Annotated in this window: 22 protein-coding genes; 8 read left to right on the forward strand and 14 right to left on the reverse strand. The window is 75.9% G+C overall.

Going from position 1 to position 23441, the window contains the following annotated elements; all coding sequences use genetic code 11:
- The coding region (locus ACIQVD_RS22300) for a glycosyltransferase 87 family protein (RefSeq protein ID WP_402291301.1) at positions 1-1065 on the reverse strand (1065 nt) is incomplete at its 3' end.
- A 244-nt stretch (positions 1066-1309) separates the two neighbouring features.
- On the opposite strand from ACIQVD_RS22300, the gene ACIQVD_RS22305 reads away from it, so the two are divergent.
- Both ACIQVD_RS22305 and ACIQVD_RS22310 read left to right on the forward strand, forming a co-directional pair.
- Entirely contained in the window at positions 1310-2443 is a 1134-nt protein-coding gene (locus tag ACIQVD_RS22305; protein ID WP_400681547.1) for a molybdopterin-dependent oxidoreductase, read from the forward strand.
- Between the two features lies 1 nt (position 2444).
- On the forward strand, positions 2445-2852 hold the full coding sequence (locus ACIQVD_RS22310) for a hypothetical protein (protein ID WP_402291303.1): 408 nt from the start codon (positions 2445-2447) through the stop codon (positions 2850-2852).
- Here ACIQVD_RS22310 and ACIQVD_RS22315 read toward each other — a convergent pair.
- On the reverse strand, positions 2824-3702 hold the full coding sequence (locus ACIQVD_RS22315) for an S-methyl-5'-thioadenosine phosphorylase (RefSeq protein ID WP_400680638.1): 879 nt from the start codon (positions 3700-3702) through the stop codon (positions 2824-2826). The genes ACIQVD_RS22310 and ACIQVD_RS22315 overlap by 29 nt on opposite strands.
- Before the next feature lie 169 nt (positions 3703-3871).
- Here ACIQVD_RS22315 and ACIQVD_RS22320 point away from each other — a divergent pair, with 169 nt between their 5' ends.
- Entirely contained in the window at positions 3872-4234 is a 363-nt protein-coding gene (locus ACIQVD_RS22320; protein WP_400680636.1) for a MauE/DoxX family redox-associated membrane protein, read from the forward strand.
- A 7-nt stretch (positions 4235-4241) separates the two neighbouring features.
- On the opposite strand, the gene ACIQVD_RS22325 is transcribed toward ACIQVD_RS22320, so the two are convergent.
- Positions 4242-5552 (reverse strand): class I SAM-dependent methyltransferase, encoded by a 1311-nt coding sequence (locus tag ACIQVD_RS22325; protein ID WP_400680635.1) that lies wholly within the window; start codon positions 5550-5552, stop codon positions 4242-4244.
- A gap of 479 nt (positions 5553-6031) precedes the next feature.
- Positions 6032-6604, reverse strand: a complete 573-nt coding sequence (locus tag ACIQVD_RS22330; RefSeq protein ID WP_400680633.1) for a QsdR family transcriptional regulator — start codon at positions 6602-6604, stop codon at positions 6032-6034.
- Between the two features lie 95 nt (positions 6605-6699).
- Between ACIQVD_RS22330 and ACIQVD_RS22335 the strand changes: the two genes are divergently transcribed.
- Complete coding sequence (locus tag ACIQVD_RS22335; protein ID WP_402291306.1) at positions 6700-8058, forward strand: hypothetical protein; 1359 nt, start codon at positions 6700-6702, stop codon at positions 8056-8058.
- A 31-nt stretch (positions 8059-8089) separates the two neighbouring features.
- On the opposite strand, the gene ACIQVD_RS22340 is transcribed toward ACIQVD_RS22335, so the two are convergent.
- The gene (locus tag ACIQVD_RS22340) at positions 8090-8767 is read right to left on the reverse strand and encodes a GAP family protein (RefSeq protein WP_402291308.1); all 678 of its coding nucleotides are present in this window, start codon (positions 8765-8767) and stop codon (positions 8090-8092) included.
- A 2-nt stretch (positions 8768-8769) separates the two neighbouring features.
- Complete coding sequence (locus tag ACIQVD_RS22345; RefSeq protein WP_402291310.1) at positions 8770-10089, reverse strand: DUF1254 domain-containing protein; 1320 nt, start codon at positions 10087-10089, stop codon at positions 8770-8772.
- Between the two features lie 198 nt (positions 10090-10287).
- On the opposite strand from ACIQVD_RS22345, the gene ACIQVD_RS22350 reads away from it, so the two are divergent.
- Together ACIQVD_RS22350 and ACIQVD_RS22355 are read left to right on the forward strand one after the other, a co-directional pair.
- Positions 10288-11637: a DUF1254 domain-containing protein gene (locus ACIQVD_RS22350; RefSeq protein ID WP_402291312.1), complete on the forward strand. Its 1350-nt coding sequence runs from the start codon at positions 10288-10290 to the stop codon at positions 11635-11637.
- Positions 11638-11854: 217 nt separating this feature from the next.
- Entirely contained in the window at positions 11855-13528 is a 1674-nt protein-coding gene (locus ACIQVD_RS22355; protein WP_402291314.1) for a SulP family inorganic anion transporter, read from the forward strand.
- 203 nt (positions 13529-13731) lie between these two features.
- Here the strand turns inward: ACIQVD_RS22355 and ACIQVD_RS22360 are convergent, their stop codons facing one another.
- From ACIQVD_RS22360 to ACIQVD_RS22375, 4 genes are all read right to left on the reverse strand, one after another.
- Positions 13732-14811, reverse strand: a complete 1080-nt coding sequence (locus tag ACIQVD_RS22360) for a MerR family transcriptional regulator (protein ID WP_402291316.1) — start codon at positions 14809-14811, stop codon at positions 13732-13734.
- A complete protein-coding gene (locus ACIQVD_RS22365) occupies positions 14805-15287 on the reverse strand; it encodes a DUF427 domain-containing protein (RefSeq protein ID WP_400680619.1) in 483 nt (160 codons plus the stop codon). Before ACIQVD_RS22365 ends, ACIQVD_RS22360 begins: the two co-directional genes overlap by 7 nt.
- A 29-nt stretch (positions 15288-15316) precedes the next feature.
- On the reverse strand, positions 15317-15907 hold the full coding sequence (locus ACIQVD_RS22370) for a sigma-70 family RNA polymerase sigma factor (RefSeq protein ID WP_402291318.1): 591 nt from the start codon (positions 15905-15907) through the stop codon (positions 15317-15319).
- Between the two features lie 186 nt (positions 15908-16093).
- The gene (locus ACIQVD_RS22375; RefSeq protein ID WP_402291320.1) at positions 16094-16657 is read right to left on the reverse strand and encodes a DUF4383 domain-containing protein; all 564 of its coding nucleotides are present in this window, start codon (positions 16655-16657) and stop codon (positions 16094-16096) included.
- Between the two features lie 232 nt (positions 16658-16889).
- Here ACIQVD_RS22375 and ACIQVD_RS22380 point away from each other — a divergent pair, with 232 nt between their 5' ends.
- Positions 16890-17438: a carboxymuconolactone decarboxylase family protein gene (locus tag ACIQVD_RS22380; RefSeq protein WP_402291322.1), complete on the forward strand. Its 549-nt coding sequence runs from the start codon at positions 16890-16892 to the stop codon at positions 17436-17438.
- Between the two features lie 30 nt (positions 17439-17468).
- Here the strand turns inward: ACIQVD_RS22380 and ACIQVD_RS22385 are convergent, their stop codons facing one another.
- The 4 genes from ACIQVD_RS22385 to ACIQVD_RS22400 all read right to left on the reverse strand — a co-directional run bounded on the left by ACIQVD_RS22385 (position 17469) and on the right by ACIQVD_RS22400 (position 21932).
- A complete protein-coding gene (locus ACIQVD_RS22385; protein WP_402291324.1) occupies positions 17469-18047 on the reverse strand; it encodes a copper resistance protein CopC in 579 nt (192 codons plus the stop codon).
- Positions 18044-18634 carry a hypothetical protein gene (locus tag ACIQVD_RS22390; protein ID WP_400680611.1) on the reverse strand — a complete coding sequence of 197 codons (591 nt, stop codon included), beginning with the start codon at positions 18632-18634 and terminating at the stop codon, positions 18044-18046. Before ACIQVD_RS22390 ends, ACIQVD_RS22385 begins: the two co-directional genes overlap by 4 nt.
- A gap of 166 nt (positions 18635-18800) precedes the next feature.
- On the reverse strand, positions 18801-20069 hold the full coding sequence (locus tag ACIQVD_RS22395) for a putative PEP-binding protein (protein ID WP_402291326.1): 1269 nt from the start codon (positions 20067-20069) through the stop codon (positions 18801-18803).
- Positions 20070-21932 carry an FAD/NAD(P)-binding protein gene (locus ACIQVD_RS22400; protein WP_400680607.1) on the reverse strand — a complete coding sequence of 621 codons (1863 nt, stop codon included), beginning with the start codon at positions 21930-21932 and terminating at the stop codon, positions 20070-20072.
- Positions 21933-22311: 379 nt separating this feature from the next.
- On the opposite strand from ACIQVD_RS22400, the gene ACIQVD_RS22405 reads away from it, so the two are divergent.
- On the forward strand, positions 22312-23376 hold the full coding sequence (locus ACIQVD_RS22405) for a helix-turn-helix domain-containing protein (RefSeq protein WP_402291329.1): 1065 nt from the start codon (positions 22312-22314) through the stop codon (positions 23374-23376).
- Positions 23377-23441: the final 65 nt, after the last annotated feature.

Consider the following 23441-nt stretch of genomic DNA (forward strand, 5'->3'; position numbering starts at 1 on the left):
CGGCCCGGACCGGAACAGCAGCCGCAACCCACCCCCGGCAGGCCGGCCGGAAACTCCCGGACCAGGCGCGCCCGAGTCCCCGACCGCCACGGCGGGCGGACCGGCGACGGCCTGCCACGGCCCGGACCGGAACAGCAGCCGCAACCCACCCCCGGCAGGCCGGCCGGAAACTCCCGGACCAGGCGCGCCCGAGTCCCCGACCGCCACGGCGGACGGACCGGCCGGGGGCCGTACCGGCGCGGTGCCGGACGGGCGGCGGGAGAGGACGCCGGAGAGGGCGCCCGGGAGAGCCAGTGCGGGGAGGAGCTTCACCGCCGTTGCCGCGCCCAGGGCCGCGCCGGCCGACACCGGCCGGGTGCGGGCCGCCCAGGTCAGGCCGGCCACTGTCAGGAGGGCGCCCAGGGTGTCGACGTGGGCGTCGTTGACGGCCCAGACCGCGACGCCCGGGCACCAGGCCCAGAGCGCGGCCCGTCGCCGTCCGCCCGTCGCCGTGAGCAGCAGGGCGGTGGTCGCCACCGCCAGGGTCGCCCCGGCCGCCTGGGCGACCCGGACGCCGTCGCCGAAGGGGCGTTGGAGGAGGAACCACGCCTCGGCCAGCGGCGGGTAGACGGTGTGCACGGCGGGGCGGTTGATCCGGGTGCAGGCGCCGTCGGCGGTGCGCCGTTCGTCCCACTCCGCGCAGCCGTCGCCGACCGGGAACCGCCCGGGGTCGCGCAGCCGGGTCAGGGCCGGGTCCTCGGGGGTGTGCGCGTACGGGGAGACGCCCGCGGCCTGCACCTTGCCGTCCCAGCCGTAGCGGTAGGCGTCGTCGCTGGTCCGGGGCGGGGCGAGCAGGCCGGTCGCGGCGACCAGGACGCCGCCGGCCAGCACGAGCCGGGTCACCTGTCGGGCCGGTACCCGGCGCAGCAGGAGCAGTGCCGTCGCGAACAGGGCGGCGTCGGCGGCGTACCAGCCGTACAGCGGGGTCCGGTCGCCGAGGGTGCCGCCGGTGGTGAAGGTCAGCGCGAGGCAGCCGGCCAGGGCGGTGACGGCGAGGGCGCAGGGCAGGGCGGGGCGTGCGGTCACCGCTCCACCCTCGCAGTTCGGGGCGTCCGGGGGGCGGCGGCGCGGGGTGCCGTCCGGATTCCGTAAGCATCCGCCGAGCACCCGTCCCGAGCACCCGCCCCGAACACCCGTCCGGTCGCGCGCCGTCGGGCCGGGCCGTTCGGATTCCGTAAGCACGTCGCAGCGCCGTCGGGGCGGCCGGGCGCGCTTCGATGGGCCCGTGGACTCCGACCCCTCCCCCGCCCGGCGGCGCTTCGACCCGCCGCTGCCCGTCCCGCCCGCCGTGCTGCGGCGCGGCCCGTTCCGTCCGGGGGCGTTCCGCTCCGCCGCGCACGAGCCGCGTACCGCGGTGGTGCTCGGCCGGTGGCTGGGCGCGGCGCTGCTGCTGTGCTTCGCGACCGGTCTGGTCAGCCACCTGCTCCAGGACCCGCCGGGCTGGCTGGCACCGCGGCTGCCGTCCCGCCCGGTGAACGGCTACCGGGTCACCCAGGGGCTGCACGTGGTCTCCGGGCTGGCGGCGGTCCCGCTGACCGGCGCGAAGCTGTGGACGGTGTACCCGCGGCTGTTCGCCTGGCCGCCCGCCCGGAGCGTGCTGCACCTGCTGGAGCGGCTGTCGATCGCGCTGCTGGTCGCGGCGGTGCTGCTGGAGCTGTTCACCGGGCTGCTGAACACCCTCCAGTGGTACCCGTGGCCGTTCCCGTTCCGGCAGACCCACTACTGGACGGCGTGGACGGCGGTCGGCGCGCTGCTGGTCCACCTGGCGGTCAAGGCGCCGGTGATCGCCGCGCACTGGCGCCGGGCCGCCGCCGTCCCGCTGCCCGGGCGGCGGGCGGTGCTCGCGGCGACGGCCGCCGCCGTCGGCGCGGTCACCCTCACCACCGCGGGCCAGTCCGTGCCGTGGCTGCGCGCCCTGGACCTGTTCGCCCCGCGCCGCCCGGGCGCCGGGGGCCGGGGGCTGCCGGTGAACCGCACCGCCGCGCAGGCCGGTACGGGCGCCGTGCCGGCCGACTGGCGGCTGGCCGTCGACGGCCCGGCCGGCTACCGGATCGGCCTGGCCGAACTGCGCGCCCTGCCGCAGACCACCGCCGAGCTGCCGATCTCCTGCGTGGAGGGCTGGAGCGCGAACGCCCGCTGGACGGGCGTGCGGCTGACCGACCTGCTGCGCCGGGCCGGTGTCCCGGCCGGGTCGGCGGTGCGGATCACCTCCCTGGAGGAAGAGGGGCCGTACCGGGTCACCGAGATGCCCGCCGGGTACGCCGACGACCCGCTCACCCTGCTGGCCCTGGCCCTGGACGGCCGCCCGCTGACGCCCGACCACGGCTTCCCGGCGCGGATCGTCGCGCCGAACCGGCCCGGGGTGCTGCAGACCAAGTGGGTCGCCCGGATCGAGGTGGTCTGAGGTGCGGATCTTCCGCGGTGCCCTGCTGCTCGGCGGCCTCGCCCTGCTCGGCTGCGGGCTGACCGGCCTGCTGACCGACCCGTACGTGACCGGCCCGCTCGGCGTGCTGCTGTGGGCGGCCGGGCTGCTGGTGCTGCACGACGGGCTGTGGCTGCCGCTGGTGTGCGCGGTCGGCGTGGCCGCGGCGGGCCGGCCGGTGCTGCGCGGCTGGCTGGTGGTGGCGGCGGCGGTGGGCGCGGTGGCCGTCCCGACGGTGCTGCGGGCCGGGGACGACCACGGCAACCCGACCCTGCTGCCGCTGCCCTACCTGCGGAACTGGCTGCTGTTCCTGGCGGTGGGCGCGGCCGTGGCCGCGCTCACCGCCGTGGTCCGACGGGGGGTCAGGCGGGCACGCCGGGCAGGCCGGTGACCAGCCCGTCCAGGGCGTGCGAGCACGGGCAGTGCCGGACGGCGGGCAGCGCCTCCAGGGCCCCGAACAGGACGGTGCGCAGGCGCTCGACGTTGTGGGCGAAGACCTCCAGCACTTCGGCGTGGGTGACGCCCTCGCCGCTCTCGACGCCCGCGTCCAGGTCGGTCACCAGGGCCAACGAGGTGTAGCAGAGGCCGAGTTCGCGGGCCAGGACGGCTTCCGGGTGGCCGGTCATGCCGACCACGGACCAGCCGTTGGCGGTGAACCAGCGCGACTCCGCCCGGGTGGAGAAGCGCGGGCCCTCGATCACCACCAGGGTGCCGCCGTCGACGGGCTCCCAGGCGAGGTCGCGGGCGGCGGCCAGGGCGGCGGCGCGGCCGGCCGGGCAGTAGGGGTCGGCCATCGAGACGTGGACCACCTCGGGCACCGAACCGTCCGGCAGTATCCGGCCGTCGTAGTAGGTCTGCGCCCGCCCGGAGGTGCGGTCGACGAACTGGTCCGGCACCAGCAGCGTGCCCGGCCCGTACTCGGGGCGCAGGCCGCCCACCGCGCACGGCGCCACCACCTGCCGCACCCCCAGCGCGTGCAGCGCCCACAGGTTGGCCCGGTAGTTGATCCGGTGCGGCGGCAGCCGGTGGCCCCGGCCGTGCCGGGGCAGGAAGGCGACCCGCCGGCCGGCCGCCTCGCCGACGAACAGGGCGTCGGACGGCGGCCCGTACGGCGTCTCCACCCGCACCTCGACGGCGTCCCCGAGCAAGGCGTACAGCCCCGAACCCCCGATCACCCCGAGCTCGGCGCTCGGGACGCCGTCGGCGCGGGGCGGGTTTCCCTGTGCAGAAGCAGTGGTCATGCCCCCACCCTAAGGAGGGCGGGCGGCCGACCCGCCCAGGACGGCCTTACGGCTCGCTGACGGCTCCGGCCACGGGGGCCGGAGCCGGGACCCGGGGTGTTCCCGAAGGGCGCCCACCGGGTCTACTGTTCGGTAACATCCCGCACCGCCCGGACGACCAGGAGAACCGATGACCGCCGACCGTTCCGCCCGCCTGCTGGGCGGCCTCCTGCTGGCCGCCGGAGTCGCGCACTTCGCCGCGCCGAAGCCCTTCGACTCGATCGTGCCGCGCAGCCTGCCCGGCGACCCCCGCACCTGGACCAGGGCCAGCGGTCTGGCCGAGCTGGCCGTCGGCGCGGCGGTGCTGCACCCGCGCAGCCGCCGCGGCGGCGGGCTGGCGGCGGCCGGGCTGTTCGCCGCCGTCTTCCCGGCCAACGTGAAGATGGCCTACGACTGGCGCCACCGCCCGGCCCCGCTGCGCGCCGTCGCGTTCGCCCGGCTGCCGTTGCAGGCCCCGCTGATCGCCTGGGCGCTGCGGGTCTCGCGCGGCTGACGGCCCCTCAGCCGCCGTACCACCCGGCGGGCCTGACGGTCGTGTCCGGTCCGCCGGGGCGGCGGGCGAGGATCTGGTCGACCCCCATCCGCCCCTCGGAGAAGGCCAGCGAGCTGCCCGCCGTGTAGAGCTGCCACAGCCGCACCGCGGGCCGGCCGACCAGGGCGGTGAAGCGGTCCTGGTGGCGGGTCAGGGTGTCCCGCCAGGCGTCGATGGTGCGGGCGTAGTGCGGGCGCATCGCCTCGGTGTGCAGCACCTCCAGGCCCGCCGCCTCGATCAGGTCGACGGTCTGCCCGAGCGGGCGCATGTGCATGTCGGGGGCGATGTACGCCTCGATGAACGCGCCGCCGCCGGGCGCGGCGGCCCCGCGCGACATCTGCTGGACCAGCAGCCGGCCGCCGGGGCGGAGCAGTCCGTGCAGCCGGGCGGCGAAGTCGGGGTACTGGTCCCGGCCGACGTGCTCGCCCATCTCCACGCAGCTGACGGCGTCGTAGGCGTCCGCGGCGATCTCGCGGTAGTCGCACAGCCGGACGTCGACCAGGTCGGCGACGCCCGCCTCGGCCACCAGCGACCGGGCGTGGGCGTGCTGGCGGGCGGAGAGGGTGACGGCGGTGACCCGGGCGCCGTGGTGGACGGCGGCGTGCCGGGCCAGCGCGCCCCAGCCGCAGCCGACGTCGAGCAGGCGGGTGCCGGGGCGCAGGTCGAGCTTGCGGCAGATCAGGTCGAACTTGGCCTGCTGGGCGGCCTCCAGGGACTGGTCGTCGGAGGTGTAGTAGGCGCACGAGTAGGCCATCGCCGGTCCGAGCAGCAGGGCGTAGAACTCGTTCGACAGGTCGTAGTGGTGGCTGATCACCGCCCGGTCCCGGCCCCGGCTGTGCAGGGCGCCGCGGACCCGGGCCCGGCCGCCGGGTCGGGGCGGCGGCGGTCCGACGGCGCCGAGCCGGGCGGCGGCGGACAGCAGGGCGGGCCAGCTGCCCGGGGACGGCCGGCCGAGCCGCCGTCCGGCGAGTTCCCGGCGGACGGCGGACAGGGCCTCGGCGAGGTCGCCCTCGACGTCGAGCTCACCGCTGATCCACGCGTCGGCCAGCCCCAGCTCGCCCGGCTGCCACAGCAGCCGACGCAACGCCCGGCGGTGGCGCACCACCACCTGCGGCCCGGTCGCCGGGCCGGTGGTCGAACCGTCCCAGAGCCGCAAGCCGAAAGGTGGCGGCCCCCCGAGCAGCTCCTGGAGCACCGGGGCCAGCACCTCGGCGGCCCCGGTGCGCGCGCCCGCGCGCCGTTCGGGTGCCGGGCTGTTTCGGGTGGCAGGTACGGTCATGGGTCCCCTCCGCCGGACGGGCCGCCGGGCGGCCTCGCGCTGGTGTCTGCTCCCCGGGTTCGGAGCCGACCGCCCCGCGGATCGGTCACCCGCGCCACGAATCGGCCGCCCCTGCCTCCGGCCGCGGCCCCGGCGGCGGCTCGGGCCGACCGGACGGGCGGTCCGGCGGAGCAGCTCGGCGACCGTCGTCGTCCCGGTCCCGGGAGGTGCCGGTCGAACGGGAGTCCGGTCGGGCGAGGGGTCCGTGCGCGCCGGGGGCCCGGAGCCGGAGCGACGGCGGTCTCCGCTCCTGCGGCGTCACCCCCGGTGCCGACGGCGTGCCCGACCCGCCCCGCCCGCCGGGCGGTCGGCGCTGCTCAGCGCTGCTCGGCGCTGCCCGGCGAGCCCACTGCGGGGCTCCGAGCTGCGAAAACGCCTCCGCTCCCGCTCGGCCGTCCGCGCGCCCCAGGGGCGCCGCCGCGGTCCCACCCGCGGCGGTGTCAGGCCGTCGCGTCGAGCAGGTGGCGCATCAGGGCGACGGCGCGGTCGATCGCGGGCTCCTCGCCGATCACGATGGGCGCCCACTCCAGGGCGGTGGCCAGCTGCACCATGATCTCGATCTGCTCGGGCGCCGGGGTGGCGCCGTCGGCGGCGAGGGCCCGGGTGAAGCCGGTGCGCAGCGCCCGGCTGACGGCCTTGCCGTCGGCCATCAGCACCCGCAGGGCGGCGGCGGGTTCGGCCACGGCGAAGGTCCGCAGGGGCGGGAAGTCGGCGGTGACCTGCATGAAGCGGCGGATCGCCTCGAGTCCGCGCCGGTCGCCGGTGCCGCGGCCGTCGGCGACCAGCTGGTCCCAGGTCTGCTCGGCGAGGCCGGCGAGCACCTCGCCGACCAGGCCGTCGCGGTCGCCGAACCACCGGTACAGCGTGGTGCGGCCGACGCGCAGCGCGGCGGCGAGTTCGCGCATGTCGATGCGTTCGGCGCGCAGGAACCACGCGCGGGCCAGGCGCAGCGCGGCGTCCCGGGTCGCCCTGCCCGGGCCGTCCTGAGCGCGGGGGTGTTCCGACTCTGCCATGTGGAACATTATTGACGAGTGTTCCACCGGGGGGCTAGCGTCCCGTCGCAACTCGCCGGTAACGAAGCCGTGCGCATCCAGAGGAGCCCCTCACCATGCCTTCTCTCCGTGGAAAGATCACCGCGACGGGCGCGGCCGCAGCCCTCGCCCTCGGCGTGACCGTGCTGGCCCCGCCCGCCCTCGCCGCCGCCCACGGCGGCCGGACGGACCAGGGCCGGGCCGCGGCCGACTGCTTCTGGTTCGGCCCCACCCCCAGCCTCGCGAGCCGCGAGCAGAACTACGCCTACCCCGACAGCGGTGCGACGTACTGGGCGGCGATGTTCACCCTGCCGGTCGGCGCGACGCTGACCTTCGACGGCGAGTACGCGCACGCCCGCTACCAGTCGCTGAACAGCTACGACGTCACCACCCACGTCCCCACCGACGCCCTCAACGACGTCTCCACCGCCCCCGACCCGGGCTCCCGCAACCCGTACCTGCCCGGCGCCCTCCGCGCGGGCGGGACGCACCGCTCGTACACCGCGACCGTGCTGGGCGAGCAGCGCCCCGCCGACCCGGCCGCCCGGGCCGCCAACACGCTCTACGCCGGGGTGCCGGGCCAGCGCGACATCGCCCTGCTGTACCGCGTCTACCTGCCCGACCGGGGCCGCGACGCCACCGGCGGCACCGGGCTGCCCCGGCCCTCGCTGCACCTGGCCGACGGCACCACGGTGACCGGCCGGGCCGCCTGCGACGCCGTGCGGGCCCAGCACCGCGCGACCCTGCCGCTGACCTCGCTGGCGCCGGACACCTACCGGGCGCTGCGCGACCAGCCCGGCAAGCCCGCCGGCTTCCCCGCGGACCCGTCGCCCGTCTGGCACACCTTCTACAACTCGGCCACCACCATCGCCTGCGCCTTCCAGGGGCAGTGCGGCGGCACGCCCGCCAAGAGCGGCGGCCAGTACTCCAACCGGGACAACGAGTACGTCAGCACCGAGGTCAGCCGGGCCTACGGCAGCGTCCTCGTCCTGCACGGCAAGCTGCCCAGGACCCCCGCCACCGTCGGCCGCCAGCCCTTCGTGGCGACCCGCACCGACCTGCGGTACTGGTCGCTGTGCAGCAACGAGTCGGTCGCCACCACCGCCGCCGTCGGCTGTCTGGACGACGAGGACCTGGTCACCGACCGGGACGGCGACTACACCGTCGTCCTGAGCCTGCCGCAGGACCGCCCCCGCAACGCGACCAGCGCGAACGGCGTCAACTGGCTGAGCCTGTCCCCGCGCGGCGACGGCGCCGGCCACCTCGACAACTCCATGCTCATCCTGCGCAACATGCTGCCCTCCGCCGCCTTCGGGCACGCCGTGCAGGACACCCGTGTGCCGGGCGACGAACGCGCCGTCATGGGCCCCTACCTGCCGACCGCCGCCTACACCACCACCGCGGCCTTCGAAGCCCTGGGCCGCCACCCGAGGTGACCCGTCGGGGGCGGCGATCCGCGCGGTCGCGTCAGGCCAGGGTGGTGAGGGCGTCGCCGACGTACTTGGCGCCGAGGATGCCGAGGACGGTGGTCATGACGGCGGCGTTGTGGACGGACATCCAGGCCTTCCAGCCGTCGAGGGTCCTGGCGGAGCGCTCGCCGCCCAGCAGGTAGACGGCCAGCGGCAGGGTGGTGCAGAGCGAGGCGACGACCACCATGAGGACCGCCGCGACGGTCCTGCCGCCGGTGCCCGCGCCGCTGCCCGCGATCGCGAGGGCCCCGCCGACGACCAGCACGAGGTTCTTGGGGTTGGCGACGGCGAGGGCGGCGGCCAGGCCGACGGACTTGACGGGGGTGAACCGGTCGATCGCCGCCATCCACCCCGGCGGGGCGGCGACGCGGCCCTCCCGGGGGCGGCCGGTGAACTGCTTGACGGCCAGCAGGACGAACAGCACGCCCAGCGCGAGCTTCACCCAGCCGGTCCAGGCGGCCGGGGTGCCGTCGTCGCCGGCGGCGTCGGCGCCGGAGCCGAGCAGGACCAGGAGGGCGGTGGCGGCGGCCAGCGCGAAGGTCCAGCCGGCGGCGAAGGCGATGCCGTTGGTGCGGCCCTCGGGCGTGGCGAGCATCAGGATGACGGCGATCAGCGGCAGCGGGCTGATCGCGATGCCGACGGCGGAGGGCAGCATCTGCCCGATCGCGTCCCCCACGGTCAGCTCCCCGCGGTCAGGGCGGGCAGCGTCCAGGTGCCGTCCAGGACCGCGGTCCCGGGGCCGTAGATCCGGACGATGACGGTGAACGGCCCCCGGGGGGCGGGCAGCCAGTTCGCGGCCCGGTCCGGGTCGGCGGGACGCGCGTGCTGGACGTACAGGGTCAGGCCGCCGTCCTCGTCGTGGACCAGGCCCGGGGTGCGGTCGCCGATGGAGTACCGGTCGATCGGGTTGTCCACCAGCAGGCGCTCGGGCAGCCGGTACAGGGTGGCCGACCAGAAGAACCGGGCCCCGGGCAGCCGGTCGGCGGGGAAGTGGACGGTGTAGTCGCGGTCCGCGGCGTTCGGCGGCCGGTTGCCCGCGCTGTCGGCGACCCAGCCGCCGTACCAGGCTTCGGCGGCGGGCAGGCCGTACAGGCCCTTGTCCGCGGCGACCGAGCGGGTCAGGTAGTCCTCGCCCACCTGCTCGCGGGTGCCGAAGAAGGAGCTGGAGTCGGTCGCGGAGTCCAGTACGGCGGCCAGCTGCCCGCGGCCGTCGGCGATGCCCGCCTCCATCGCGGCCCGCACCTCCGGGGAGAGGGCGGCGGGCTCGAAGGTGCCGGAGCCGTCGACGCCGAGGGCGGCCAGGCGCCCGCGCAGGTCCCGCTGGGAGGGCAGGACGGGGAAGAAGCCGAGCAGGAAGTCCAGCACGGTGAAGAACTCGATGCTCGTGCCCGCCTCCTCCCGCCAGACGGGCCAGTCGGGCTCGGGCGCGGGCGCCGGGGCGTCCTGGCCGGTGTACGCGCTCAACGGCCGCAGCCGGTACCGCTCCTGAACGGCCCGCAGGTCCTCGACGTCCGCGTCGGTGGTCCCGGCCAGGCAGGTCCGGCCCAGACAGCCCACCAGCTGGGTGTCCGCGCGCAGCACCCCCGTGATCCCGTCGGGGACCGCGCCGTCCCACCCGGGCCCGGCCAGTAGGTGGTCGCCCGCCTCCTGGCCGGTGGTGCGCGCGCCGACGAACCCGACGTAGGTGGTGTCCAGGTCGTGGAAGGGCAGCACGTAGTAGCGGTCCATCGCCGGCACCGACACCACCCACGGCTCCGCCCGCAGGTCCAGCCGGCACCACGAGTACGGGGTGTCGTTGTTCGGGGTGACCACGTCGGTGTTCTCCGGCCGCGACGGCTGCGGGTAGTGCCGGAACGTCCCGAACCCCCCGACGTAGCGGTGGTCGTCCGCGTCGACGGCCTGCCGGTACAGCGTGCGGTAGTTCTCCAGCACCGGATGCCCGTACACCCAGCCCTGCGCCGCCGTCGCCCGTACCGCGTCCAGATCCATGCCGCTCATCAGCCGTCCTCATGTCGGGTCGATACGTCTCGTGCTCCTCGCGGTGATCGTAGGGACGCGGCCACCGGCCCGCAGGGCGACACGGTGCCGGGGCATCCGGCCGCGCCCGGGGCCCGGAATGCGAGGGGTGCGGTTCGCCCGTAGCGTCTGGGCATGGGCGATGACGTGCGACTTCCCGGCAGGCTCGGTTCGGTCCGGATGACGGGAGAGCTCCCGGAACGGGCGGATCTGGGCCTGGTGTTCGACGAGCTCGACCACCAGATGGCCTGTCAGGCGTACCTGTGGGCACTGCCGTTGGTGTCCTACGCGCAGTGGCAGAAGGTGCACCGGGAGGTGTTCGGGGCGGGCCCGTTCGACCTGGTCCACTACGTCACCTACCGGGACCGGCTCGGGCTGATCACCGCGAATGCCACCACCCCCTACATCCTGAACTTCATCGACCTCGCCGCCACCGGCCCGCTGGTGATCGAGCTCCCGGCCGGGCCGACCGCCGGCGGGGTGTCCGACTTCTGGCAGCGCGAGATCGCGGTGATGGGCGAGATGGGCCCCGACCGGGGCCGAGGCGGCCGCTACCTCGTCCTCGCCCCCGGCCAGGACGCCCCGGCGGACGCCGAGGACCTGCGGTTGCTGACCTCCACCGGCACCAACATCATGTTCGGGTTCCGCACCCTGGACCCCGACCCGGTCCGCGCCAAGGAGCTCGTGGACGCGGTCCGCCTCTACCCCCACGGGCAGCGCGAGAGCACACCCGCCACCCGCGTCGTCTCTCCCGACGGCCGCCCGTGGTCGGGCGACCAGCCCGGAGGGCTGGAGTACTGGGAGCGCCTGCACGCCATCTACCAGGACGAGGTCGTCGACGAACGCGACCGCTTCTACCTCGCCATGCTCAAGCAGCTCGGCATCGAGAAGGGCAGGCCCTTCACCCCCGACGAGCGCCTGGTGCGCCTCCTCACCGAGGCGAGCGCGGCGGGCGAGCTGATGGCCCGGGTGAACACCTTCGCCAAACGCTTCGACGGCTCACGCTACTGGGACGACCGGCAGTGGGACCTGGCGCTGATGCTGGACCGCTCCGACCAGCGCGCCGAGCACCACGACCAACTCCTGGAACGGGCGGCCTGGTTCTACGAAGCCGTCAGCTTCTCCGCCGCCATGAAGAGCCGGACCCCCGGCCAGGGCCAGGGCTACCTCGCCGCCTACACCGACGACCGCGGCGAGTGGCTGGACGGCGGCCGCGCCTACACCCTGCACGTGCCCGCCGACGTCCCCGCCAGGCTGTTCTGGTCCGCCACCGTGTACGACACCGCCACCCGCTGCCTGATCGACAACCCGCAGCAGCGCGGCGACCGCGGCTCCCGCGATCCCGAACTCGCCCGCAACGCCGACGGCTCGGTCGACCTCCACTTCGGCCCCGAACCCCCGCCCAGCGGTGAGTCCAACTGGGTGCAGACCCTGCCCGGCAAGCACTGGTTCTCCTACTTCCGCTTCTACGGACCCCTCGAGTCGTACTTCGACCGCAGCTGGAAACTCGGCGACATCACCCCCGCCTGACGCACCGGCCCCTCCCGGTCCCCCCGACTGCGGCCCGCGCACCCACCGTGCGGCCGACCGCCACGGGCACCGGGACGCGGTGCGACGAGCAGACCGTGCGCCACACAGACGGGAGAGCAGTGTGGGTGACCAGCCCGGCCCCGGCCCCGACCCCGGCCCGGGGGGCGTGCCCCGCAGGGCCCACCGGTCGAGGTCGGGGAGGCCGACGCCGTCAGACGTGTCGTCAGGTCTGGTCACCGGCCTGTTCTCCATCCCCGAGGGCATGGCGTACGCGGCGATCGCCGGGTTCGACCCGGTCGCCGGGCTGTTCTCCGGCGTCGTCCCCGCCGTCGTCGGCTCGCTCGCCGCCCGCACCGTGCTGATGGTCACCACCCTGACCAGCGCCATCGCGCTCACCGCGCAGAGCGTCCTGACCGACGCCGGCCTCGACGCCGCCGACGCCGGGAACGTCGCGATGCTCGCCCTGACGACCGGGGCGGTGATGCTGGTGCTGGGCGTGCTGCGGCTCGGGGTGGTGCTGACCTTCGTCTCCAACGCGGTGATGACCGGGTTCTCCGTCGGCATCGCCCTGCAGATCGTCACCGGCGTCCTCAAGGACGCCACCGGCTACCGGCCGCACGGGCACAACAAGCTCGCCCAACTCGCCGACTGGCTCGCCCACATCGGATCCTGGCAGCTCGCCGCGACCCTGACCGCCATCGCCACCGTCGCCGTCTGGGCACTCGCCCACGCGGCGCGGCGGCTGCGCACCGTCGCGCTGCTGATCGCCATGGTGGTGGTCAGCGTCGCCGTCGCGGTGCTCGGCACCGACGTGGAACTGGTCGGCGGCATCGCCGACATCCCCTCCGCGCTGCCGCACTTCACCGCTCCCGACTGGTCGGCCCTCCCCCACCTGATCGGCGGCGCGGTCTCCATCGCGTTGGTCGCCCTGGCCCAGGCGGCGGGCATCTCGCCGAGCGTTCCCAACCCCGACGGCTCCAAGCCGGACACCGACCGGGACTTCACCGCCCAGGGCCTGGCCAACGTGGCGGGCGGGCTGTTCCAGTCCCTGCCGGTCGGCGGGTCGCTCTCCCGCACCGGCGTCGCCGTCTCGGCGGGCGCCCGCACCCGTTGGGCCGGGATCTTCTCCGGCCTCTGGCTCGCCGCGATCGTCCTCGCCCTCGCACCGCTCGCCGAGCACATCCCGATGCCGGTCATCGGCGGCCTGATCCTCGTCGTCGGCGCCGAACTCGTGGCCGGCAAGGTTTCCGACGTCCGGCTCGTCCTGAGGACCTCGCCGCTGTCCGCCGCCGCGATGATCCTCACCTTCCTGGCCACCACCCAACTGCCCCTGCAACAGGCGATCGTGCTGGGCGCGGTGCTGTCCCTGCTGATGTACTGCGCGCAGGCCGCCCGCCGGTCCCGTCTCCTCGCCCTGGAGCCCGCGGGCGACGGCCGCTGGCGAACCGCCGCCCCACCCGCCCGGCTCGCCTCCGGCCGGGTCACCGTCCTGGACTACGACGGGGTCAGCCTGTTCGCCGAACTGCCCCGGATCGAGCGGCACTGGCCCGCCCCCGCACCGGACGCCGTCCTGATCCTCGTGCTCCGCGCCGTCCCCGACGTACCGTCGTCCGCCATGATCAAGCTGCTGCGCCGCAAGGCCGACGAACTGCACCGGGCCGGCGGCCGGCTGGTCCTCGCCGGAGTCCAGCCCCCGCTGGCGAAGATCGCCGCCGACACCGGACTCGCCGAACACCTCGGCCCCGGCGGCATCGTGCCCGCCACCGGCGTCCTCTTCGGCCCGCTCGAATCCGCCCTCCGCGACGCCGACTCCTGGCTCGCCACCCGCCCGGGCACCCCGCCCCGGCCCCGCCCCGACACCGACGGGCCGGGTCCGGCACCCCCGCCGTAGCGATACCCGGGCCGGCCCGGAACGCCACACCGGCGGCGCCGACGTGCGCCTCGCCGCCCCGGGGATGCAGGCAGAGCCCGCGGTGCACCGCGTTCCGACGGCCGCTCGGCGGCATCCGGACCGGTACCGTCGCCTCCGCTCGCGGGTCGTCCGCACGGCGGCGAGCGCTCGGCCCGCGCTGTGAAGCGGCTCAGCGGGGTGGCTCAGCGGGGCGGCTCAGCCGGGCGGGTGGTGGGCGGCCGGTCGGTGAAGGACTGTTCGATCAGGTCCAGCGCCGCTTCGAGCGTGCGGGGGCGGCCGGTGGGGGCGGGCGGGTCGTGGCGGTGCCAGCCGGGGCCGGCGGCGACGACCAGGGGGCGGGTCCGGGAGCCGGGCGGGCCCCAGACGGCTCGGTCGACCTGGCGGGCGAGGAGCGGGTCCGCGGTGCGCTCGCTCTGCGACCAGAGCAGGACCGCGGAGGGGCCCAGGCGCTGGACGGCGTCGAGCAGGGCCCGGGCCGGGACGGTCGCGCCGAGCATGCGGTAGGGCAGTCCCCGGACGGCCATGCCGGCCGCCACCGCCTCCAGCGGCAGGGTGTGCTGCTCGGCGGGCATCGCCGCGAGCAGGACGGGCGGCCCGGACCGGAAGCGGGCCGGGGTGACGGCCACCGCGCGCAGCGCCGCGGAGACGTGCCAGGACAGCAGGTGCTCGACCTCGACGTACTGCTCGCCGTCGGCGGCCCACTTCCGGCCGGCCGCGCGCAGCGCGGGCATCATCACCTCGGTCCACGCCCGTTCGGGACCGAGCTCGGCGAGGGCCAGCCGCAGGATGTCGGCGACCTCGGGGCCGTCCAGCCGCACGGCCGCCCGGGCCAGGCCCCGGCACTCGGGCCGGACGGTGCCCACCGGCATCGCGCGGCTGCCGCCGGGCGGACGGGGGCCGGGCCCGGCCGGGGCCGCCGCGGACGCGGGGTCGGGCCGCGCGGGGCCGGGCTCCGGCGGCCGGGCGGCGCGGGCGGCCTCCCCCGGGGGGACGCCGCGGGAGGTGAGGCGGCACATCTCCTCCAGCAGGGCGATGTCCGCGGGGCTCCAGCGGCGGTGCCGGCCCGGCTCCCGGTGGGAGGGGCCGATCCCGTACCGGCGCTCCCAGGAGCGGACCGTGGTGGGCGACACGCCCAGCCGCCGGGCGACCGCCCCGGTCGACACCCCGGCCAGGGCGTCGTCCGCCGGGTCGTGGCCAGGGCGCGGGCCACCGGTGTCCGTCGTGACGAGGGCCCGGCCTCCTGCCGCCGTCTCGTTCACCATCGGGACGTCCCGGGCGCGCCCTTGAACGGGCCGGTGATCTCGTCGGTGATCCAGCCGCCGTAGAACCCGCCCTGCTGCGGCCGGACGGTCTCGCCGTCCACCGTGCAGCGGTCCACCCGGTCCGGGTGGAACGCCAGGTGGTCGCGGAGCGCGCGGTAGCCGGGCAGCGGCTCGGGGTAGCTCCAGGCGGCCCGGGGCGACAGCCGCCCGTCGGCCAGCGCGTTCCAGTACCGGGCGCGGCCCTTCCACTCGCACAGGGTGCCGCCGTCGGCCGGCCGGAGCAGGGCCGTCGCCACGTCGGGGCGCGGCAGGTAGAACACCGGCGGGTGGCTGGTCTCCAGCACGCGCAGGGCCCGGCGGGTGGAGGCGAGCAGCCGCCCGGCGAAGAAGACCTCGACGAGCCGGCCGTCGGGCACCAGGGCGGGCGGTCTGGGGTAGTCCCAGACCGATTCGGTCGGACGGTCCTCGTGGTGCACGGTTCTCCTCCTCACCCGTCCCCGCGGCCTCACGCCTCGTCGAAGGCCGCGCGCAGCCGCAGCAGGCCGTCCCGCATCCGGCTCTTGACGGTGCCCAGCGGGACGTCGAGGAGGGCCGCGATCCGGCTCTGCGAGTAGCCGCCGTAGTAGGCGAGCACCAGGGCCTCGCACTGGGCCCGGCCGAGGGCGGCCAGGGCCTGCCGCACCCGGGCCGCCTCCATGGACCGCTCGACCTCGTCCGCCACCGGCTCGGCGGCCGACGCGGTCGCCGTCCGGTCGGCGCGCACCACGCGTTCCTCGCGCTCGGTGCGGGCCCGCACCGACCTGACCCGGTCGACGGCGCGCCGGTGGGCGATCGTGCCCACCCAGGCCGCGGCCGAGCCGCGCTCCGGCCGGTAGGACGGCGCCGAGCGCCAGACCTCCAGCAGCGCCTCCTGCGCGACCTCCTCGGCCTGCCAGGCGTCGCGCAGCACCCGCAGGGCGATGCCGTGGACGGTGGGCGCGATCTCCTCGTACAGGTCCGCGTACGCCGCGCGGTCGCCGCGGGCGGTGCGCTCCAGCAGGTGCCGGAGCGACTCGGCGCGGCCGGGGCGGGACGTCGTGGTCGAGGTGGCTGACATGCTCCGCACGCTCCTCGCCCGCAGCGTTTCCCGCCACTTGCAGCGTTGTCGCATCGATCCGTGCAGCGTTCGCCGGTACGTTCGCCGGCGCGTTCGCCGGTGCGGCGGTCCCGGCCCGGCGCGGCGGCGGGCCCGCACGGCGGCGGGCCCGCGTGGTGGTCGGGCCGGTGTCCGGGCCCGGCCCGGTCAGAGCGCCGGGGGGTGGTGGCCGGTCCCGGCCGCGAGGGTTCCGGGGCGGGCGTCGACCGGGTCGATCGCGCGGAGCCGCGCGGCGGCGTCCGGTGCGGTCGACTCGGGGTGGCGGTGGCGCCAGTACGGGTTGTCGTACGGCAGTCGGCCGCTGACCCGCCCGTACATGCCGAAGGTCGCGATGAGCAGGCCCATCGCGAAGCTGAAGACCACGTTGGGGATGCGGAACGCCAGCACGTTGGCGCCGGAGTCGAGCAGGGCGAGGTTGACGAAGCCGCTGAGCACGAACAGGGTGCCGACCACGATGTTGACCGTCGAGGCCGTGGTGCCGCCGATCGCCGCGCCGACGATCAGCACCACGGCCGTCACGATCGACACCAGGCTGAGCAGGCCGTTGCTCGACAGCCCGGCGACGCTCTCGCCGCGGGTGCTGAAGAACGCCAGGCCGTCGGCCAGGCCCAGGCAGCCGAACACCAGCAGTACGACACCGCACAGGCCCGCGCCGAACCGGTACACCCGGGCGAGGGGGTGGTCCACGGGAAGCTCATCACGGAAGTCCATGACGACTCTCTCCTTCGACAGGGGAGGCGGGTGCCTCCGCCCTCCACCGTCGGGGCCCGGCCCGGCCGGGGGAAGTCGCACCGTTCCCGCATCGAAGTGGCCGGGGACGGGCGGGGACGGGCGGGACCGGACGGGGACGGTCGAGAGGGCAACCTGGGAGTGGGCGGCGGGGCGGCCCGGGCCCCAGCATGGACCGTCCGTTCCGTCCGGCCGACCCCGCGGGAGAACACCCATGCCTCACATCAGCATCACCAACGGCCTTCCGGGCATCAGCGGCCTGATGGCCCAACGCCCGGACACCGCAGCCCCGTTGAACCAGCTCGCCGAGACGCTGCTGCGCAGCACGGCGTCCTCCGCACTGAGCCGGGGCGAGCGCGAGCTGATCGCGGCCTACACCTCGGAGCTCAACGAGACGGAGTTCTGCGCGCAGTCGCACAGCGCCTTCGCCGCGGCGCAGCTGGACGGCGGTGCGGAGCTGGTGAAGGCGGTGCTGCACGGGCTGGACGAGGCGCCCGTCACCCCGAAGCTGCGGGCGCTGCTGCGGATCGCCGGCGCGGTCCGGGGGCCGGTCCGGGCGCTGCCGGCGGAGCTGGTGGCGGAGGCCCGGGCGGCCGGGGCCGACGACGGGCAGATCCACGACACGGTGCTGATCGCGGCGGCGTTCTGCCTGTTCAACCGGTACGTCACCTGCCTGGACACCGAGCTTCCGGCCGACCCCGGTTACTACGAGGAGGGCGCGGAGCGGATCGTCGCCCGCGGCTACGCCCCGGCGGCCGGCTGACCCCGCGGGGCTCCCCGCCCCCCGGCCCGGTCAGCGGACCGGACGGGGGGTGCGGGGTCGGCGGAGCCGGGGGCGGCGGAGCATCAGGAGGAGGGCGCCGGGCAGCAGGACGGCGTCGACGGCGAGCAGCAGCAGGTTCCAGGCGCCGTCGACGGCGTGGCTGTGGGCCGGTGCGGTGTCCTCCGCGAGGGGGGTGCCGGGGCGGGGGGCGGTGGTGGTGCCGAGGTCGAAGGCGGTGGTGCCCGAGACCTCGCGGTCGGTGTCCAGGACGAGCCGGTAGACGACGCGGTAGGTGCCCGCGGCGTCGGTGCGGACCTGGGCGACCAGGCGGCGGCCGTCCAGGCGGGGCGGGCCGTCGGTGACGGGGGTGCCGTCGGGGCCGTTGACCTGGAGGTAGACCGCCGAGGGGTGGAAGTCGTCGCCGGAGAAGGTCAGGGCGACCTCGCCGGGGGCCCGGGTGAGGGCGCTGCCGTCGGCCGGGGTGATGCCCGCCAGCCGGACCGGCTGGCGGGCGCTGATCCAGAGGAGTCCGACGAGCAGCAGGACGGCGAACGCGGTGCCGAGGAGCAGGACGCGCTGGAAGGGGCGCCGCGGTACGGGGGTGCTCACGCGAGGGCCGCGGCCTCGTGCTGGTGGGCGGCAGGCCGGCAGCTGCATGTCATCGCAGCCAGTTCGGTCCGGCTGGGCCGCAGGTGGTAGTACATGCCGATCACCATCGGGATGAAGACGATGGTGTTGTAGAAGAGGTGCAACTCGACCCGGGGGAAGGCCAGTTGGAGCACCGAGGTGGCAACCGGCTTGCCGAACAGGAAGTGCCCGGTCTGGGCCTGGAGCAGCAGGAGCAGGTGCTCGATGTGGTGCCAGAACTGGATCGCCAGCGCCACCGTCCACCAGGTGCGGCCCCGTCCGACGAAGCCGGGGCGCAGCAGGAACAGGCCGATCAGCATGACCAGGGCGTAGCCGTAGTGCATCCACTCCGAGGTCACCAGCCACGGGAACGCGTACCCGAGCAGCCCCTTGGACTTCGGGACCGGCCAGCCGAGGCCCCAGATCTGGTACGCCTGCGCGAGGTGCTCGGCCCAGTGGCCGAGCACCACCACCAGGAAGACGTTCAGTGCGGCGCGGTGCGATCCGTGGTTCAGGTGGCCGACCGGCCCCTGGGAGCCGGTTCTCGACGGTGCGGTGTGCGTCGTCATCGGTCTGGATCTCCTAGCGGAGGGAGGGATGCGGGAGCTCGGCCGGCACGCTCGGTGGCGGCGCGTGCCCCAGATTGGTGGCCGCGCGCCGGGGCGGGCTTCTTCCAACGTGCTCAGTTGCCCGCCCCGGTGGCTTGACGGTGCGTCAGCAAGTGTGCGCGGTCGGCTACTTGACTCCGATCAGGCGGGCCGCGGGGGCCGCGGAGGCGGGTTCGGGCCGGGGGTGCAGGACCTGGACGAGCTCGGCGGTGCACATCATGTAGCCGTCGGGGGTGGGCAGGTGGGCGAGGTAGTGGGTGAGGTCGGTGCCGAGGGAGAAGACCCGGACCGGGGTGCCGGCGGCCCGGGCGGCTTCGACCACCCGGCGGACGCCGTCCAGGACGGAGGGGTGCCGGGTCTGGTAGGAGTCGGCGACGAGGTGGTTGCCCCGGTCGGCGGCCAGGTAGAACTGGACCAGGTCCTTGACGCCGACGAACAGTTCGCTGGCCCCGGCGGCGCAGATCCCCCCGGTGGCGTGGACCGCGGCCGGGGTCTCGATGAACGCGGAGAGCGGGACGCTGTCCGGGAGTTCGAGGTGGGCGCGGAGCTGGGCGTACTCGTCGGCGTCGTTGAGGAACGGGACGGAGAGGTGGATCCGGTCCGCCTGGTCGCCGAGCCGGGTGCGCAGCGTGTCGAGCACCGTGCGCAGGGCGTCCCGGTAGGGGGCCGAGCCGAGCAGCCAGCGGGCGCCGTGCAGGCCCAGTTCGGGGTTGGGCTCGACGGCGACGGCGGACTGCTCGGTGACGCTGGCGGCGTGGTCGGAGCGCAGGTCGAGCAGGCGCAGGACCAGCCGCTGGCCGGGCAGGAGTTCCTCGACGAAGGCGCCGAGGCGTTCGGCGACGGCCCGCCCGTAGCCGGCGATCTCGGCGGGGCCGCCGTCGAGGGCGTCGAACGGGCTGAGCCCGGCGGCGAGGCAGAGGAACTCCTCGCGGATGAAGAACGAGTCGACCCGGGCCGCCTCGGGCCCGGAGGAGTTGACGGTCCGGATGTCCTGGAAGTCGGCGATGACCGCGCAGGCCGCGCCGAGGTCCGCCGCGGTGGGGGCGGTGGCGCCCCGCCCGGGGGCGGGGTGCGCGGCCGGGTCGGGGTCGAGCAGGATCGCCCCGCTCTCCAGGTCGAGGGTGACCTCGCCGACCAGGGCGGCGAGGTCGGCCTCGTCGACCCGGAGCACCGGGATGCCGCGGCCCCGGCACAGGGACTGCATGTGGCCGGTCTGGCCGCCGCCGCCGCAGACCACGGCCCCGGCGGTGACGATGGCCTCGTACAGGCCCGCCTCCAGGTGGGGGGCGATCAGGATGGAGCCCTCCTGCGGGCGGCCGGTGCGGTTGCAGGTGCCGCGCAGCGTCGCGCGGGTGCCGCCGGTGAGCATGAAGCCCTGGATCCGTCGTCCGTTCACTCAGTCCTCCGTGTCCTCGTCGGTGTCACCCCCGTCCGCGATCCCCAGGTGACGGCGCAGTTGGCGCGGCGTCACGGAGACGTCCGTGAGCCTCCGGACGGCGGACCGGGTGACGGCCGCCCGCAGTCGGCGGCCGCCTGGGTCGTCCGGGGTGGTGAGGAGGCCGATCAGGGCGTCCAGGCGGGTGTCGAGCCGTTCCCGACGGGCCCGGGCCCGGGTCGCCATCCTCCGCACCTCCAGGTTCACAGCCTGATCGAACGCGGGGTCGGTCGCTTCCTCGAACGTGCCGTCGGAGGTGCGGGATCCGGCCAAGTCGCGGGCGGACGGCGGGTCCGGTTCGGGGGCGGCGCCGGGCAGTTCGAGTTGCTCGACGACGTGGGCGGCGACCGCGATGGAGTGGTTCTTGATCGCGGCGAGGTTGAAGGCGAAGGCGCCGGTGCGGCCGTTGCGGACGATCTCGTCGCCCTCGCGCAGCGGCCCGACGGCGGTGAGCGGAGCGCCGGGCGCCCCGGCGGGGGTGAGCAGGACGCCGCGGTGGTCGACCTCCAGGCCGCGGCCGGTGCGCTCGTGGGGGGTGGCCAGGCCGCGGCGCAGCAGGTTGCGCCAGAGCGGCTCCTCGACCCGCCGGTAGTCGCTCTCCCGGCCGAAGTTGGAGACCACCAGGTCGGCCCGGACGGTCAGCTTCTCGTCGGCGGTGGCGACGGTGACCTCCAGCAGGCCGGATCCGGCGGGGACGATCGCCTGGACGCCGCCGACCAGCAGCCGCACCGGGCCGGGGTGCATCGCCCGCTCGATCACCTCCAGGGTGTAGGGCACCGCGCCCACCCGCAGGGCGGCGATCGCGGTCCCGAACTCGTCCAGCAGCGACCGCAGTTCGGGGGACGGGATGCGGGCGAGGGCCTCCGGCAGGTGGGGCTCCCAGGCTTTGGCGACCCGTTCGGCGACCACCTCGGGGGCGATCTCGGGATGGTCGCGGGCGACGCTCGCGCAGGCCGCCGTCCACTCGGCCCGGACCCGGCCGAGGAACTCCTCGCGGTCGCGGTAGGGCTCCAGCAGCGTGCGGGGGCAGGCCAGCCGCAGGACGCCGTGCTCGTGGGCGCCCGGGTAGGAGCGGAACATCGTCCCGGTCCGGGAGACCAACGCTATCCGCCCGGTGTGGCCGCGACGCAGCAGCAGGCCCGCCGAGTCGTAGGCGCTGAGCACCGAGCCGACGATCACCACCTCGGCGTCCGGCGGCAGCGCCTCCAGGCGGCGCACGCCGTCGGCCGAATAGGGGTGGCGGACGAAGCGCGGGTGCTCCAGCACCTCGGCGGCGAAAGGGAGTTCCTTCAGCTCCAGGCCGGTGGCGAGGACCACGTGCGCGGCGGGCAGCACGTGCGCGGTGCCGTCGCTCCCGCCGACCGCCACGTCGACCCCGGCGGCGGTGGGCACCAGGTCGAGCGCCTCGCCGTCGGCCTCGGTGAGCAGGACGCCGGGGGCGGCCTCCCGGGCGGCCTCGGCGAGCCGCTGCTCCAGGTAGTCCTGGAAGATCCGCCGGGGCGCCGGGCCCGGCTCGGTGAACTCGTGGTCGGCCCACTGCGCGGGCCAACCGCCGCGGTCGGCCTCCCGGTTGGCCCAGTGGACGAAGTCGAGCACGTCCTCCCGGAACACCGACATCCGTCCGGCCTGGATGTTGAAGACGTGGTCCCAGGGGTTGCCGTGCCGGTGGTAGGCGACCCCGGCACAGCGGTAGTCGGAACGCCGCTCCAGCAGGACCACCTCGACCGGGCGGCGGGCGAAGCGGAGCATCCTGATGGCGGTGGCCGTGCCGGCCAGACCTGCTCCCACCACGACGATCCTGGGGCGGGTTCCGGTGGGGGTCATGCGGGAGCCTCTCGGTCACGGGGCGGGAGCGACCCAAAGATGACTGATGGAACGTCAGGAATTTTGTACACCAGCGGGATTGGCCCCGTCTCCCGGTTCGCGGCACGGCGGGGGCACGGCAGCGGCCCGGGGCGGGAACGGGGGCGCGGGCAGGGACTGGGACGGGGACGGGGACGGGGACGGGCGGTTGGATGCCCCGCACGGTACCTGCGGGCGCCCGGCCGGGACTTCTCCCTGATTGCCCGGGGGACGGCACGGGCGGGAAGACGGCACGGGCCGGGGAAACGGCAGGACCCGGCGCCCGGCCCCGGCACGCTCGGAGAAGTCGGGGCGGCGACCGGGGGGTGAGACTCGGCGCTGGAGGTGGGTGCCGGTGCGGATGACGGCGGATCAGCGGCGCGAGGTGGTGGTGCGGGTGGCGGTGGAGGTGTTCGCCCGCGAGGGGTTCCACGCCGCGACCACCGCGGCGATCGCGGAGCGGGCCGGGGTGTCCCAGCCCTACCTGTTCCGACTGTTCGCCACCAAGCGCGCGGTGTTCCTGGCCGCCGCCGAGCTCGCCACTGACGAAGCCGCCCGGGCGTTCACGGCTGCGGCCCGAGACGCGGGCGTGGCCGGGGCCGGGGAGGCGGTCGGCCTCACCGCGCTGCGGGCCAGGGACGCGACCGGGAAAGCGAGCAGGGCCGGGAACCCGGTCGGGGACATGGACGGGGCTGGGGACGCTGGCGGCCTCGCCACGCTGTGGATCGGAGACACGGACGGAGCCACGGCCGGGGAGGAAGCCGGGAACGTGATCGGCCCCACCGCACCGCGGCCCGGAGACACGGACGGGGAGGCGAGCACGGCAGAGAAGGCGGGCGTGGTCGGGGAGATGGGCGGGGACGTGGGCAAGGCCGGGGCTGCGGGCGGCCTCGCCGCGCTGCCGGGCGGGGAAGACGCCGGGCAGGCGGGCGGGGCCAGAGCCGCAACCCGGGACACAGACGGGGCCCCGGACCCGGGCCGCCTCGCCGCGCTACGGGCTGCGGCGGCTGGGGGCGCGGGCGGCTTCGCCGCGTTGCGGGCCGGGGAGCGGGCCTGGCGGCGGATGCTCGGGCCGGGCGGTCCCTTCGCCCTCCAGTGGCAGTTGCACGCGGCGGCGGCCGGCGACCCGGTGGTCCGGGCGGCGGCGGCCCGGCACTGGGGGGTGCTGTGGCGGACGGTGGCCTCGGCGACCGGCCTGCCCGATCCGGTGCTGGCGGCGTTCTTCGGCCGGGTCCTGCTGCGGGGCGCGGCGACCGCGCTGCGCCCGGGGCCACCCACCGCCACCACGGCCGCAACCGCGTCACGCCTGGAGCCACCTCCCGGCACCACCGCCGCAACCGCGCCGCGCGCGGAGCCGCCCATCGACGCCACGGCGACTCCGCTCCCGGAACCGCCCCACGACACCACGGCAGCGCCACACCTGTAGCCACCTCCCGGCACCACAGCCGCAACCGCCCCGCACCCGGAGCCGCCCGCCGACACCGCCGACAC

The organism is Kitasatospora sp. NPDC090308 (genome assembly GCF_044769485.1).
Lineage (GTDB): Bacteria > Actinomycetota > Actinomycetes > Streptomycetales > Streptomycetaceae > Kitasatospora > Kitasatospora fiedleri.

Bases quoted from the DNA above. Each gene is read 5' to 3' on its own strand.
- ACIQVD_RS22345 (WP_402291310.1), bottom strand. From the start codon at position 10,089: ATGAGCGGCATGGATCTGGACGCGGTACGGGCGACGGCGGCGCAGGGC.
- ACIQVD_RS22335 (WP_402291306.1), top strand. From the start codon at position 6,700: ATGCCTTCTCTCCGTGGAAAGATCACCGCGACGGGCGCGGCCGCAGCC.
- ACIQVD_RS22330 (WP_400680633.1), bottom strand. From the start codon at position 6,604: ATGGCAGAGTCGGAACACCCCCGCGCTCAGGACGGCCCGGGCAGGGCG.
- ACIQVD_RS22325 (WP_400680635.1), bottom strand. From the start codon at position 5,552: ATGACCGTACCTGCCACCCGAAACAGCCCGGCACCCGAACGGCGCGCG.
- ACIQVD_RS22405 (WP_402291329.1), top strand. From the start codon at position 22,312: ATGACGGCGGATCAGCGGCGCGAGGTGGTGGTGCGGGTGGCGGTGGAG.
- ACIQVD_RS22315 (WP_400680638.1), bottom strand. From the start codon at position 3,702: ATGACCACTGCTTCTGCACAGGGAAACCCGCCCCGCGCCGACGGCGTC.
- ACIQVD_RS22400 (WP_400680607.1), bottom strand. From the start codon at position 21,932: ATGACCCCCACCGGAACCCGCCCCAGGATCGTCGTGGTGGGAGCAGGT.
- ACIQVD_RS22370 (WP_402291318.1), bottom strand. From the start codon at position 15,907: ATGTCAGCCACCTCGACCACGACGTCCCGCCCCGGCCGCGCCGAGTCG.
- ACIQVD_RS22360 (WP_402291316.1), bottom strand. From the start codon at position 14,811: ATGGTGAACGAGACGGCGGCAGGAGGCCGGGCCCTCGTCACGACGGAC.
- ACIQVD_RS22380 (WP_402291322.1), top strand. From the start codon at position 16,890: ATGCCTCACATCAGCATCACCAACGGCCTTCCGGGCATCAGCGGCCTG.
- ACIQVD_RS22350 (WP_402291312.1), top strand. From the start codon at position 10,288: ATGACGGGAGAGCTCCCGGAACGGGCGGATCTGGGCCTGGTGTTCGAC.
- ACIQVD_RS22320 (WP_400680636.1), top strand. From the start codon at position 3,872: ATGACCGCCGACCGTTCCGCCCGCCTGCTGGGCGGCCTCCTGCTGGCC.
- ACIQVD_RS22390 (WP_400680611.1), bottom strand. From the start codon at position 18,634: ATGACGACGCACACCGCACCGTCGAGAACCGGCTCCCAGGGGCCGGTC.
- ACIQVD_RS22375 (WP_402291320.1), bottom strand. From the start codon at position 16,657: ATGGACTTCCGTGATGAGCTTCCCGTGGACCACCCCCTCGCCCGGGTG.